This is a genomic window from Nocardia sp. NPDC055053 (genome assembly GCF_053608285.1).
Genome location: NZ_JBSGVD010000011.1, coordinates 89935 through 103197 on the forward strand (window position 1 = coordinate 89935; position 13263 = coordinate 103197).

11 protein-coding genes are annotated in these 13263 nt (G+C 68.5%); 3 read left to right on the forward strand and 8 right to left on the reverse strand.

Annotated elements, in window-relative coordinates:
* Positions 1 to 22 precede the first annotated feature (22 nt).
* The 6 genes from ACWF82_RS14340 to infA all read right to left on the reverse strand — a co-directional run bounded on the left by ACWF82_RS14340 (position 23) and on the right by infA (position 3257).
* On the reverse strand, positions 23 to 1081 hold the full coding sequence (locus ACWF82_RS14340; RefSeq protein WP_022567324.1) for a DNA-directed RNA polymerase subunit alpha: 1059 nt from the start codon (positions 1079 to 1081) through the stop codon (positions 23 to 25).
* Between the two features lie 91 nt (positions 1082 to 1172).
* Positions 1173 to 1778 (reverse strand): 30S ribosomal protein S4, encoded by a 606-nt coding sequence (gene rpsD, locus ACWF82_RS14345; RefSeq protein ID WP_378845530.1) that lies wholly within the window; start codon positions 1776 to 1778, stop codon positions 1173 to 1175.
* Positions 1779 to 1800: 22 nt separating this feature from the next.
* Complete coding sequence (rpsK, locus tag ACWF82_RS14350) at positions 1801 to 2214, reverse strand: 30S ribosomal protein S11 (protein ID WP_019045110.1); 414 nt, start codon at positions 2212 to 2214, stop codon at positions 1801 to 1803.
* A gap of 9 nt (positions 2215 to 2223) precedes the next feature.
* Positions 2224 to 2595, reverse strand: a complete 372-nt coding sequence (gene rpsM / locus ACWF82_RS14355; RefSeq protein ID WP_019045109.1) for a 30S ribosomal protein S13 — start codon at positions 2593 to 2595, stop codon at positions 2224 to 2226.
* Between the two features lie 178 nt (positions 2596 to 2773).
* Positions 2774 to 2887 carry a 50S ribosomal protein L36 gene (gene rpmJ / locus ACWF82_RS14360; RefSeq protein ID WP_011207363.1) on the reverse strand — a complete coding sequence of 38 codons (114 nt, stop codon included), beginning with the start codon at positions 2885 to 2887 and terminating at the stop codon, positions 2774 to 2776.
* Positions 2888 to 3035: 148 nt separating this feature from the next.
* Positions 3036 to 3257 (reverse strand): translation initiation factor IF-1, encoded by a 222-nt coding sequence (infA, locus tag ACWF82_RS14365; RefSeq protein WP_003418601.1) that lies wholly within the window; start codon positions 3255 to 3257, stop codon positions 3036 to 3038.
* Positions 3258 to 3527: 270 nt separating this feature from the next.
* On the opposite strand from infA, the gene ACWF82_RS14370 reads away from it, so the two are divergent.
* The gene (locus ACWF82_RS14370; RefSeq protein WP_452501286.1) at positions 3528 to 7112 is read left to right on the forward strand and encodes a nucleotide-binding protein; all 3585 of its coding nucleotides are present in this window, start codon (positions 3528 to 3530) and stop codon (positions 7110 to 7112) included.
* A 13-nt stretch (positions 7113 to 7125) separates the two neighbouring features.
* Here the strand turns inward: ACWF82_RS14370 and ACWF82_RS14375 are convergent, their stop codons facing one another.
* Complete coding sequence (locus ACWF82_RS14375; protein ID WP_379081114.1) at positions 7126 to 7515, reverse strand: DUF4254 domain-containing protein; 390 nt, start codon at positions 7513 to 7515, stop codon at positions 7126 to 7128.
* Between the two features lie 284 nt (positions 7516 to 7799).
* Between ACWF82_RS14375 and ACWF82_RS14380 the strand changes: the two genes are divergently transcribed.
* Both ACWF82_RS14380 and ACWF82_RS14385 read left to right on the forward strand, forming a co-directional pair.
* Positions 7800 to 8609: a GntR family transcriptional regulator gene (locus ACWF82_RS14380; protein ID WP_452501288.1), complete on the forward strand. Its 810-nt coding sequence runs from the start codon at positions 7800 to 7802 to the stop codon at positions 8607 to 8609.
* Complete coding sequence (locus ACWF82_RS14385) at positions 8606 to 9193, forward strand: GNAT family N-acetyltransferase (RefSeq protein ID WP_452501290.1); 588 nt, start codon at positions 8606 to 8608, stop codon at positions 9191 to 9193. Before ACWF82_RS14380 ends, ACWF82_RS14385 begins: the two co-directional genes overlap by 4 nt.
* Before the next feature lie 3 nt (positions 9194 to 9196).
* Here ACWF82_RS14385 and eccCa read toward each other — a convergent pair whose 3' ends face one another.
* The gene (gene eccCa, locus ACWF82_RS14390) at positions 9197 to 13258 is read right to left on the reverse strand and encodes a type VII secretion protein EccCa (protein ID WP_452501292.1); all 4062 of its coding nucleotides are present in this window, start codon (positions 13256 to 13258) and stop codon (positions 9197 to 9199) included.
* Between the last annotated feature and the right edge of the window lie 5 nt (positions 13259 to 13263).

Below are 13263 nucleotides of genomic sequence, written 5' to 3' on the forward strand. Positions count from 1 at the left end.
GTCCGGGGTGCCCCCCGAAGATCTAGAGCTGTTCGGTCTCGGCGTAGTCCTGCTCGCCGCCGTCGGTGTCACTGAAGGTGCCGGAATCGCTCCAGGTGCCGGTGCTCGCGTCGTAACCCACCACGGAGGACGGGTCGAACGAAGCGGGCGAGTCCTTCAGCGAGAGGCCGAGCGCGTGCAGCTTGACCTTGACCTCGTCGATGGACTTCTGGCCGAAGTTGCGGATGTCGAGCAGATCCGACTCGGTACGGGCGACAAGCTCGCCCACCGTGTGCACACCCTCGCGCTTGAGGCAGTTGTAGGACCGGACGGTGAGGTCCAGGTCCTCGATCGGCAGACCGAAGGAGGCGATGTGATCCGCCTCGGCCGGGCTGGGGCCGATCTCGATGCCCTCGGCTTCGACGTTGAGCTCACGGGCCAGGCCGAAGAGCTCGACCAGGGTCTTACCCGCCGAAGCGAGCGCGTCCCGGGCCGTGATGGAGTTCTTGGTCTCCACGTCGAGGATGAGACGGTCGAAGTCGGTGCGCTGCTCGACACGGGTGGCCTCGACCTTGTAGGTCACCTTGAGCACCGGGGAGTAGATCGAATCCACCGGGATCCGGCCGATTTCCGCGCCGGTCGCCTTGTTCTGCACGGCGGGCACGTAACCGCGGCCCCGCTCGACGACGAGCTCGATCTCGAGCTTGCCCTTGTCGTTCAGGGTGGCGATGTGCATGTCCGGGTTGTGCACGACGACGCCGGCGGGCGGCACGATGTCACCAGCGGTGACGGTGCCGGGGCCCTGCTTACGCACGTACATGGTGACCGGCTCGTCCTCTTCGGAGGACACGACCAGACCCTTGAGGTTCAGGATGATGTCGGTGACATCTTCCTTCACGCCGGGAACGGTGGTGAACTCGTGCAGGACACCGTCGATGCGGATGCTCGTGACCGCGGCCCCCGGGATGGAGGACAGCAGGGTACGACGCAGCGAGTTGCCGAGGGTGTAACCGAAGCCCGGCTCGAGGGGTTCGATGGTGAACTTCGAGCGGTTCTCCGCCACAACCTCTTCGGTCAGTGTCGGACGCTGGGAAATCAGCATGAGGATCTACTTCCTGTTCAGGGCGTCCGCTATTTGACGCCTAATCAGTGATTGCGGGTGGCCGCTTGTTGCGGCCACCCACCTAAAGCGCTTACTTCGAGTAGTACTCGACGATGAGCTGTTCCTGCAGCGGCACATCGATCTGCGCGCGCTCGGGCAGCTGGTGCACCAGGATGCGCAGACGGCCGGGGACGACCTGCAGCCAACCCGGGACCGGACGGTCGCCGACGGTCTCACGCGCCACCTGGAACGGCAGGGTCGGCAGCGACTTCTCCTTGACATCGATGATGTCGTACTGGGAGACCTGGTAGCTGGGCACGTTCACCTTGACACCGTTGACGGTGAAGTGACCGTGGCTGACCAGCTGGCGAGCCTGGCGACGGGTACGCGCCAGACCGGCGCGGTACACGACGTTGTCCAGACGCGACTCGAGCAGACGGAGCAGGTTGTCGCCGGTCTTACCCTTGAGGCGGTTGGCCTCTTCGTAGTAGCGACGGAACTGCTTCTCCATGACGCCGTAGGAGAAGCGAGCCTTCTGCTTCTCCTGCAGCTGCATCAGGTACTCGGATTCCTTGATCCGCGCGCGGCCGTGCTGGCCGGGCGGGTAAGGACGACGCTCGAACGCCTGGTCGCCTCCGACGAGGTCGACGCGCAGACGACGCGACTTGCGGGTGATGGGGCCTGTATAACGAGCCATTTTTTAGCTGTTTCCTTTCCCGCTAGACGCGACGGCGCTTGGGCGGCCGGCAGCCGTTGTGCGGCTGAGGGGTGACATCGGAGATCGAGCCGACCTCGAGGCCAGCGGCCTGAAGCGAACGGATCGCGGTCTCGCGGCCCGAACCCGGGCCCTTCACGAACACGTCGACCTTCTTGACGCCGTTCTCCTGCGCCTTGCGGGCAGCGTTCTCGGCGGCGAGCTGCGCGGCGAACGGGGTGCTCTTACGCGAACCCTTGAAGCCGACGTGGCCCGACGACGCCCACGAGATGACATTGCCCTCGGGGTCGGTGATCGAGACGATCGTGTTGTTGAACGTGCTCTTGATGTGCGCGTGGCCGTGCGGGATGTTCTTCTTATCCCGGCGACGCGACTTCTGAGTCTTCTTCGGGCCAGCGGCCCGGCTCTTCGGAGGCATACGCTATCCCTACTTCTTCTTGCCGGCGACGGTCTTCTTCGGACCCTTGCGCGTACGCGCGTTGGTCTTGGTGCGCTGACCACGAACGGGCAGGCCACGACGGTGGCGGATGCCCTGGTAGCAGCCGATCTCGATCTTGCGGCGAATATCGGCCTGAACCTCGCGGCGCAGGTCACCTTCGACCTTGAACTCCGAGGCTTCGATGTAGTCGCGGAGCTTGGTCAGGTCGTCGTCGCTGAGATCCTTCGAGCGCAGGTCCGGGCTGACGCCGGTCTGAGCCAGGATCTCGGTGGCGCGGGTGCGCCCGATTCCGAAAATGTAGGTCAGCGCGATCTCCATGCGCTTTTCGCGCGGGAGATCAACGCCCATCAGACGTGCCATGTGGCAGGTTCCTTAATGGTTGCGGAGGTCTGCTCCCTGTCCGTCCCCCCGTCTTCGCAGTGGGGGCACCGGCCTCCGTACCGGTGGTTGGCGCGCACACGTGCGTGCGTGCTGGAGCTGGGAGTTCTTCTTTTCGGTCAGTCCGATCAGACGATCGGTGCCCGGCGGTGCTGCTGGATCAGCCCTGGCGCTGCTTGTGGCGCAGGTTGTCGCAGATCACCATGACCCGGCCGTGACGGCGGATCACCTTGCACTTCTCGCAGATCTTCTTGACGCTCGGCTGAACCTTCACGTCCGTCCAATCTTTCCTTGGCTCACAAGGGTCTGTGAACACAGTTTTTCCCCAGCCGACGACTGGGGAAGTCTTGTAGCGCGCTCCGGCCTCGGCCGGAACACCATGCGACGCCGCGTGCCGTCAGGCTCGCGGCGTCAGGCAGGCATCACTTGTAGCGGTAGACAATCCGGCCACGTGAGAGGTCGTACGGCGACAGCTCGACGACCACGCGGTCCTCCGGAAGGATGCGAATGTAGTGCTGCCGCATCTTTCCGCTGATGTGCGCGAGAACCTTGTGACCGTTCTCGAGCTCGATCCGGAACATCGCATTGGGCAGCGGCTCGACAACTCGACCCTCGACCTCGATGGCCCCGTCTTTCTTCGCCATATCCTCCGCGATCCCGGTTATGCTTCTAACCTGAGTTGGATTGCCTCGTAGCTGCTCGCTGGCATGCGAACAGTCGGCGCATAGGTGCACCGCCGCTCAAGCTTACCGGGCCGGGTGTCCAGAGGCAAAAATGCCCCGAACCGTACACCCGCCAACCGTCGTACCGCCCGCCCAGACCGCCCGCCATGACTCCCGGGTTGTCGCGTAAACTCACCGGCGTCCAGATGTGGGTCGAGCAGATCGGGGGACCCTGGTGAGCGAGGCGCGCCGGTGAGCCGCAACAACGACAGTCTCCCCATGTTGCCGCCGTGGCTGTCGGAGAGCGACGTCACACAGGCCGGGTACGAGGCACCTGTCGAGAACCTGCCCCAGGACGATCTGATCGACGAGGCGCCCAAACGCCGCCGCTTCATGAGCCGCGGCGGCAACGACGACGCCAAGAAGGACAAGCGCGGGCGCCGCCGCAGGGGCGATGACCAGCAGCCCGAGCAGCCCGCGCCGCAGCGGCAGCCCGAACCCGCCGCCGAGCGCGCGAACCAACGCCCACCCGCCGAGCAGCAGCAGTCCGGCTGGGGCGCCGATCCGCTGAACCCCCGCGAGCAGCCGAACACCGGGTGGCAGGGTGGCCCGAACACGGTGGCTCCCGACGCACCGTCCGCCGGCCCCGGCATGCCACCGCCCTGGCCACAGGAGCAGCGGCCGCCGTACAGCGAGGGCGGTCCGGCGGTCCCGCAGCCACCCGTTCCCGGACCGCCGACCCACGCGGGCCCGACCGGCGCTCCTTTCCCGCACACCGCGCCACCTCAGCACGGCGGCCCGAGCAGCGCGTCGCCGCACATCGGCCACACCGGCTCGCCCGAAGGCGCCTACGCCGACCCGACCGCTATTCCGTCTTCGCACGGCGGTCCGAGCAACGCACCTGCACCACACGGCGTCCCGACCACTTCGCCGCACCTCGGTCCGGCCGGCTCGGCCGAAGGCCCCGCCGCCTACGCCGACCCGACCGAAGCCCAGGGCGGCGACCGCTCTGGCCCGGCCCTGCCGACCCGCACGCCCGCGCCACCGTCGACCGGGTTCACCCCGCTCGGCCCCGGCCAGCGCCAGCTCCCCGACCTCCCGCCTCCCCCACCGCTGCCGGATCCGCCCACCCGGACCCGCCCGACCGAAGCTCCGCCGCGCCTGACGGCACCGGCCGAGCCGCCGGTCGGCTCCGCGGACCCACTCCTCGGCCCGACCGCGGCCATCGACTCGCCCGCACCGTCGATCGGCGCGAGTTCGCCGATCGGCGCCCCGGACCCGCTCTTCGGTCCGCTACCGGCCTCTCCTGTCGAGCCGCTCACGCCGCCGACCGTCGGTCCCGCTTCCGCGGGCGCGGATCTGCCGACCGGCGCGAATGCCCCGGCGACCGGCGCCGGCTCGTCGGTCGATGCGTGGTCGATGCCGGACGAGGCAGCCGCCGAGCTGCGCTCTCCCGCCACCGACGCACCATCGGCGATCCAGCCCGACGCCGAAGCTCGCCCGTCCGAAGGCCGCGCCACCCGGCGGTTGCCGGACCCGGCCGACACCGCCGCACCGGCTACCGAGGCACAAGCGGGCGCCGGCGGCCGCCGCAGCCTCGATCAGCCCGAATCCGCAGCACCGGCGCCGACCGGCCCCGCGACCATCGGCGACCCGGATCCACGCCCGGCCACACCGGACGCCACACAGACTCCCCCGCGTCTGCCGGAACCGCCTGCGCGCCTGAGCAACCCGTCCACCTCCGGTACCTCGGCCCCGCCTAGCACGGCGACGCACCTCCCGCCGCCTGCCGACAGCGGCGTGCCCACGAGTGGACCGTCCACCGGCGCTCCGTCACCTGACGGCTCCGCCCCCACGAGCGCCTACGACCCGTCAGCCAGCGATGCGGTGCCTACCGCCCAGGCCCCGGCCGACGCGACCACCCGCATGGCCCTGCCGACGGATCTCACTGCCGGGACCCTTCCGGACACTGCGAACACGTCCGACGCTTCTTCGCAGCCGGCCACCGATTCCGGACCCGCTTACACCGCAGGGGGATCCACCGGCGGGGGCTCGCCCTACCGGCCCGGTGAGCCGGTCGTACCTCCGCAGCACGCACCGGGTCCCGACCACTCTCCGTACGTCCCGCAGACACCGACCTACGATGCGGCGCAATACAACTCGGTCCCCGGCGATCTCTCCCCCGGCCCCCAGTTCGCCCCGGACGCGCAGACCGAGATGTTCCGGCCGGACGACCCGCGCGTACAGGCCGCCCGGAACCAGGCCCCCGGTGGCGATTCCGCGCAGCCGACCTGGCAGAGCACACCCGATCAGCAGCCGTACCAGCAGCAATCCGGCTATCGCTCGGGCGAATTCGCACAGCCGGGCACTCCGGTTCCGCCATACCAGCAGGCAACTACGCAGTTCCAGCCGGGCGACCCCGCGCAGCAGTTCCTCCAGCAGCCGGACGGCTCGACGCCGCCGCCGAACCAGCAGGCAGGGCACCCCCGTCCGGACGGCACACCCCCGCAGCACTATTCGCAGCCCGACGGCTCGCCTGCGCCGACGCACCAGAGCCCCGACAGCTCGGCCACGCGGCACTACCAGCAGACCGACGCCGCCCCCGCTCAGTCGCACCAGCGACCGGACGGCGCTGCACCGCAACAGTTCCAGTCCGGCGGTTCCCCGCAACACCAGCCGGACGGCTCCCCTGCGCCGCACCCCGCGCCGCAGTTCCTGCCTGACGGCACACCGGCGCCGCACTACCAGCGCGACGGTGCCCAGCCGTACCAGCAACCGGGTGACGTTGCGCCCCAGCAGTTCCAGGGCGGGCCCGCCGCGCAGCCGTACCAGCAGCAAGCCCCGGGCCAGTACCAGCAGCCCGGCCAGTACCAGCAGCCAGGCTGGGGCGCCAACCCGCAGCAGGGCTACCAGCCGCCTTCCCTCGACAACGTGCCAGTCAAGCGCGTCAAGAAGGCCCCGGGCAGTGGCTGGCGTAAAGCGGTGCACCATGTTTCGGGTGGTGCGATCAACCCGGGCATGTCCGCCGAGGAGCGGCGGCTGCAAGAGCTGGTGGCGCGTATCCGCCAGCCGGTGCGCGGCGACTACCGGATCGCGGTGCTCTCGCTCAAGGGCGGTGTCGGCAAGACGACGACCACCACCGGCCTCGGGTCGATCTTCGCCTCGATCCGCGGCGACCGGGTGATCGCGGTCGACGCCAACCCCGACTTCGGCACCCTGTCGCAGCGGGTGGCGCTGCAGACCCGTTCGACCGTGCGCGACCTGCTGCTCGACCCGTCGATCGAGCGCTACTCCGATGTCCGCAGGCACACCTCGCAGAGTTCGAGCAGGCTGGAAGTGCTTGCCAGCGAACGTGATCCGGCCGCCTCGGAGTCGTTCAACGACGAGGAGTACCGGGCGGTGGCCCGGATCCTGCAGCGGTTCTACAACATCATCCTCACCGACTGCGGCACCGGCCTGATGCACTCGGCGATGAGCGGCGTGCTCGACCTGGCGCACTCACTGGTGCTGATCTCCTCGGCCGCGATCGACGGCGCGCGCAGCGCGGCGGCGACGCTGGACTGGCTCTCCCTGCACGGGCACGACCACCTGGTCCGCAATGCGGTCGTGGTGATCAACCTGCCCCGTGAGGGTTCCCCGAATGTCGGTGTGCAGCAACTGCGTGAGTACTTCCTGTCCCGCTGCCGCGCGGTACACATCATCCCGTTCGACGAGCACCTGTCCGAGGGCGCCGAGATCGACCTGCACCGCCTGCACAAGACGACCAAGCGGGCGTATGTGGAGCTGGCGGCGACGGTGGCCGACGAGTTCGGCGTCGATCACCACCGCTTCGGCTGAGCTACACCGCCGGTCACCACTCCGGCAGCCTGCGGCGACCTGCGATCACATCGCGGACCAGGTCGTCGTAGGCGTCGGCCAGTTCGGCGAGGTGGTGCCATGCGCAGTGCAGCATCTCGTCGTTGGCCGGCATGGTCATCAGGGCGTGGTGTGCGCGCACCGAGGACTCGGCCAGCCGGTCGATGACCGCGCCGATCGTCTCGGTGTGCAGGGTGGCGCCGAGGCGGTGCTGCGGGACACCGCGGTGCACCCAGTCGTCGATGGCGAGCACCAGTTCGGCTCGGCGGCAATCGATCTCACGCATCACCACCGGATCGGTGTCGACGAATCCGCCGCGCCCGACGATCCGCTTCTCGTGCAGCACCGCGAGATCGCGCGCGAACCACAGCAGCGGTCCCCCCACCACCCGATGTCCGCGACACGCCCGGACGAGAATGTCGGAGAAGGGCAGCAGACCGGTAGTCGCCGGCGGCCCGGCGGTATCGACACACCGCAATGTGTCGGGGAAAGCCATTACAACCGTAGAACTCTCCGCACCAGCCACGTTGCCTCGCCGTCGTCGCCGCACAGCACCGGATCAGGACGTTCATTACAATAAACCTCGCAAGCTTCCTGTCAAGCATTACTCGGCCGTAGGTAACCCTGACGAGTACACTTCGTTACCTGCACGACCTACCGAGGAGCATGATGGCGGACGGTCCGACCTACCTCCGGATCGCAGACCTCCTCCGTGAGGAGATCCGCGCGGGCACGTGGAAACCGGGCGACCGGCTGCCCAGCCATTCCGAACTGGCCGAGCAGATGCAGGTCTCGATCACCACCTCGCGCAACGCGATCCAGGTGCTCGTCGCCGAAAACCTCGTCTACACAGCTACTTCCCGCGGCACCATCGTGCGAAACCAGGAAGTGCTGGAATCCGTGGTCACCGACCATATTCGCCCTGATCGCCCGCGGTCGGCGCACGACATCTTCGAGGAGATCGCGCGCGCGGCCAATCGCGAACCGGCCAAGGAGTTCAGCACCAGGATGGAGCCCGCCGACGGTCAGGTCGCGCACTGGCTCGGTGTGCCCGTCGACTCCTGGGTGCTGGCCCGCACCGTGGTGCAGCACCTGGACAACGAACCGTGGTCGTGGGAGGTGAGTTTCTACCCACGCGATCTCGCCGAAGCGGCGAGTATCGACTCACCCCACGACATTCCCGAAGGCACGACCCGCCGCCTGGCCGACAGCGGCTACGGCGAGACCGCCCATCGAGACACCTTGACAGCACGACCGGCCAGCGCCGAGGAGGCGGCCGTGCTCGGCGTCGCCACCGGCACCGTCCTGCTCGATCACCTGCGCATCGGCGCCAACCATGAACGGGTCACCCGGGCGACCCGGCATCGTTGTCTGGCAGGCCGAAACCGCCTCGCCTACCAACTCGGCGACGCGGCGGGCACCGCCGTCATCGCCCGCACTCTCGGCATCACATCCGAACCTGCCGTCGCATTGCCATGACCGTGCGGATGCGCCGAGCCGCCCTGGGCGACCTACCGCTGATCTGCCGCCTGCGTGTGCAACGCACCGCCTGGCTGACCGCGCGCGGCTCCGACCAGTGGACCGTGGCGGGGCGCGGCCGTCCCATCGAGATCTTCGCCGGCGCGGTCGGCAGGGCCCTTGACGCGGGCGAGACCTGGATCGCCGAGGTCGACGGTGAACCGGCGGGCACGATCACCGTCAACCACCGTGCCGATCCGGGCCTGTGGTCGCCGTGGGAGCTGGCCGAGGCCGTCGTCGTGCACTTCATGATCGTCGACCTGTGTTTCGCGGGCAGGCAGGTCGGCCACCACATGCTCGCCCACGCCACCGAACTGGCTCTGCACCAGCAGCGTTCCTGGGTCCGTCTGGACGCCTGGACCACCAACACCGAGCTGCACGACTACTACCGCAGGGCCGGTTTCACCATGACCCGCATCGCGGGCCCTGCTGCCACCGGCCCTTCCCGCGCGCTGTTCGAGCGCCGCTCGAGCCCGTGCCCACCGCACCCGAGCCGGATCACCAGCGTCGCGCGCCCGTTCTCGGCGGCCTCGATGCTGGATTGACGCTCACAACTGCGGCAGATCGGCGATGTGGACCATCTCGATGCCCTGGCTACGGGACACCAGGGTGCCGCGGCCGGGTGGCATCTTGCTCGGGCGGACCTCGCCGATGAGCTTGCCCTCATCGCGCGAGCCGCTCATGATCAGCGTCTGCACCGAGAGGTTCTTCATCGCGCCGAGGATCGGGTCGTAGAGGGCGCGCGAGGCGCCACCGATGCGGCGGACGCAGATCAGGTGCAGGCCGATGTCGCGGGCCTGGGGCAGGTATTCCAGCAGCGGCGCGAACGGGTTGATGGCACCGGTGACGACCATGTCGTAATCGTCGACGACGACGTAGATCTCGGGCCCCGACCACCAGCTGCGTTCGCGCAGCTGCTGCTGGGTGATGTCGGCGCCGGGGATCCGCTTGGACAGGTAGGTGGCGACCTCCCCGATCATCGTCCCGCAGGTCTGCGACGACGTGGAGTAGCCTGCCAGCTGGTCACCCTCGAGGACGCCGAGCATGGTGCGCCGGTAGTCGATGAGGATCACCCGCGCTTCGTCGGCGTTGGACTGCTCGGCGATGCCCATCACGATATTGCGCAGCAGGGTCGTCTTGCCGCATTCCACATCGGCGAAGGCCATGAAGTGCGGCTCGACCCCGAAATCCAGCACCAGCGGCTGCAATTCGGACTCGCCGAGCCCGACGACGACGCGGGTGCGGTTGAGCTCGATGCCCTGTTCGCGCGCGGTGGCCATCACCTGCTCGCGCGGGAAGCTCAGCGGCAGCATGCGCACTTCCGGCGCGCGGCGGCCGGGGTAGAGCGCGGTGAGCTCCTCGCGGGCCATCGAGACTCCGTCGGCGACGGTGGTGGGGTTGGAGTCGGAATCCAGGCGCGGCAGGGCGATCAGCATGTGCAGATGCTCGGCGGTCAGACCGCGACCTGGCCTGCCGACCGGAACCTGGTGCGCGACCCGGCGGCCCATCTCGGAGTCGCTGGGATCACCGAGCCGCAGTTCGATCCTGGTCCCGATCTGGTCCTTGACCACCGGCCTGATCTCGGCCCAGCGTGCCGCGCCGATCATCAGGTGGATGCCGAAGGAAAGACCCTGCGCGGCAATAGCGTTGATCTGGTCGCCGAGCAGGTCGAATTCCTCGCGGATGGCGGCCCAGCCGTCGATGACCAGGAAGACGTCACCGAACAGGTCGGCGGCCAGCGGATCGCCGGGCGCGGCGGTGGTGCCGTTGATCTGGCGCGCCTCCAGCGCGGAGAACTTGCGCCGACGGAACTCGGTCATCGATTCGATGCCGAGTTCGGCGAAGCGTTCCTCGCGCTGGCGCATCAGGGTGGTCAGCTCGGCGATGGTGCGCCGCACCCGGTCACCGTCGAGCCTGCCGGCGACCGAACCGACGTGCGGGATGCCGACCAGGCCGGCCATGCTGCCGCCACCGAAGTCCAGGCAGTAGAACTGCACCTGCTCCGGGGTGTGGGTGGCCGCGGCGGCCATGATGATGGTGCGCAGCGTCGTCGACTTGCCCGACTGCGGGCCACCGACGACCGCGACATTGCCCTGGGCGCCGGCGAGATTGATGGTGAGCACGTCGCGACGCTGCTCGTAGGGCTTGTCGATGACACCGATCGGCATCCACAGCTGGCCGTGCCGGTTGACCGGCGAACGCCAGTCCGGGTCGGGCAGCAGCATGTCGGCGGTCGGCGATTCCTCCAGCGGCGGCAGCCACACTTCGTGCGCCGGCCTGCCGTGGCCGTTGAGCCGTTTGACAACGACATCCAGCAGCGAGTCCGGAATGCCTTCCTCGGCAACGGGTCCGGTGGGCGGCGGCGGTGGCAGTTCGGGCCTGCCGCGCAGCGGGCTGTCCTCGGCCTCGACGGTCTCGGGTTCGGTGATCTCGACCGGGGCGGCGGTGAACACGACGGGCCGCTGTCCAGCGACGGGTGCGCCGTCGTCACCGGTGACGGTGCCCGCCGGCGCCACGTACGGCCCGGACACGTAGCTGGCGTTGAACCGGAGCGGTTCGGACGCATCGCTTTTCAGGTAGCCGGCACCGGGAACGCTGGGCAGGTGATAGGCGTCGGTGATGCCGAGCACCGCCCGTGACTCGTTGGCGGAGAAGGTACGCAGACCGATCCGGTAGGACAGGTGCGACTCGAGTCCGCGCAGCTTGTTCTCTTCGAGGCGCTGCGAGGCGAGCAGCAGGTGCACGTGTAGCGAGCGGCCGAGGCGGCCGATCATCACGAACAGTTCGGCGAAGTCCGGCTTCTGCGAGAGCAGTTCGGAGAACTCGTCGACGACGACGAACAGCGCGGGCAGCGGGTCCAGCGGAACGCCCGCGGCCCTTGCCTTCTCGTAGTCGGTGACGTTGGCGTAGTTGCCCGCCGAGCGCAGCAGTTCCTGGCGGCGGTTCATCTCACCGGCGAGCGCGTCCTTCATGCGGTCGACGAGGGAGAGCTCCTCCTCCAGGTTGGTGATCACGGCCGCGACGTGCGGCAGCGAGTCGAGGCCGAGGAAGGTCGCGCCACCCTTGAAGTCGACGAGCACCAGGTTCAGCGCGTCGGGTGAATGCGTGGTGACCATCGACAGCACCAGTGTGCGCAGGAATTCCGACTTGCCGGAACCGGTGGCGCCGATGCACAGGCCGTGCGGGCCCATGCCGTTCTCGGCGGACTCCTTGATGTCGATCTCGACGGGCGTGCCGTCGGGGGTGATGCCGATCGGCACCCGCAACCGTTCGCGCGCGGTCCGCGGCCGCCATACGCGCGCCGGATCGATCTGGGCCGCATCGGGAATGCGCAGCAGTGCCATCAGGCCGGGGTCACTGGTCGTACCCTCCCCCAGGCTGACGATCTGCGCGGCCGTGGCGAGCCGGTACCGGGCCAGGTTGCGGGCGAAGGATTCGGCTTCGGCCACGCTGACCTCGTCCGCGGTGGCGAACTTCTCCACCCCTGCCGCGCTGCGCGCCGACACCGCGCCGTCGCCGACGACCAGCTGCAGGCCGCGCCGGGCGGCAAGGCCGTTCTCCGGTGCGGTGAGGTCGAGCACGGTCACCGAGTCGAGGCCCGATTCGCTGATGATGCGTTCGTTGCCGCTGATGTAGCCGTCGTCGATCACGACGACCAGGTGCAGGCGGCCCTGGGTCGGCTGCGGGTTGCGCATGAAACGGCCGCGTTCGAGCAGTTCGGACTGCAATGCCGATTCGAGCTCGCCGAGCGAGGTGTACATCATCCGCGACGAGCCGAGTCCGTCGCGCTGGCTCGGATGCTGCACGTGCGGCAGCCATTTCGCCCACGCCCAGTTGGTGTCGGGGTCGGCGCAGACGATCGCGATCGCGAGGTGATCGGGGCCGTGGAAGGTGGTCAGTTCCATCAGCATGGCACGGACGAGTTCGCGGGCCTCGTCGTCGTCTCCGCCGATGTTGATCGCCGGGAACGCACGCAACGACACCGCGGTCGGCAGGTCGTGCACGACGGAGTGGGTGCGCACGAAGCGGCGCAGCGCGACGGTCGACACCGGCTCGAGGTCTTCGAGCGGACCGGTTTCCGGCCTGGCCAGCTTGGTGGCGAGCCGGTGACTGCCGACGCCGACGCGCACGTGCCCGAAGTCGGGATCGTTGGGACGGCGCTCCCACATCCGCCTGCTGCCGATCAGCGAGGCGAGGTCGGCCGGTTCCGGATGGCTCCAGCCGAGGGTCTCGAGCTGCTTGGTTCCGGTGTTGCGCACATCTTTTCGTACCTGGTCCAGGTAGCGGAAGTAGTCCTTGCGTTCCTCGTTGAGCTCGACGGCACGTTTGGGGCCGCCGCCGCGCATGCCGGCCATCATGCCGACCATCGACATCAGCATCATCATCGGGAACATCATCGACATGGGGTTCGACAGCAGGCTGCGGCCCATCGTCGCCATCATGGCGATCATGCCGATGACGGCGACGACCATGATGACGGGCATCAGCTTCATCATCAGCGGCGACGGGATCGCGCGCTGAATCTCCGGCGGCGGGGTGAGCGCGACTTCACCACCGGGGGCGCGCGGTGGCGCGATCCGGGGGCGTCGGACAAAACCTTCGGTAGCCATCGTTG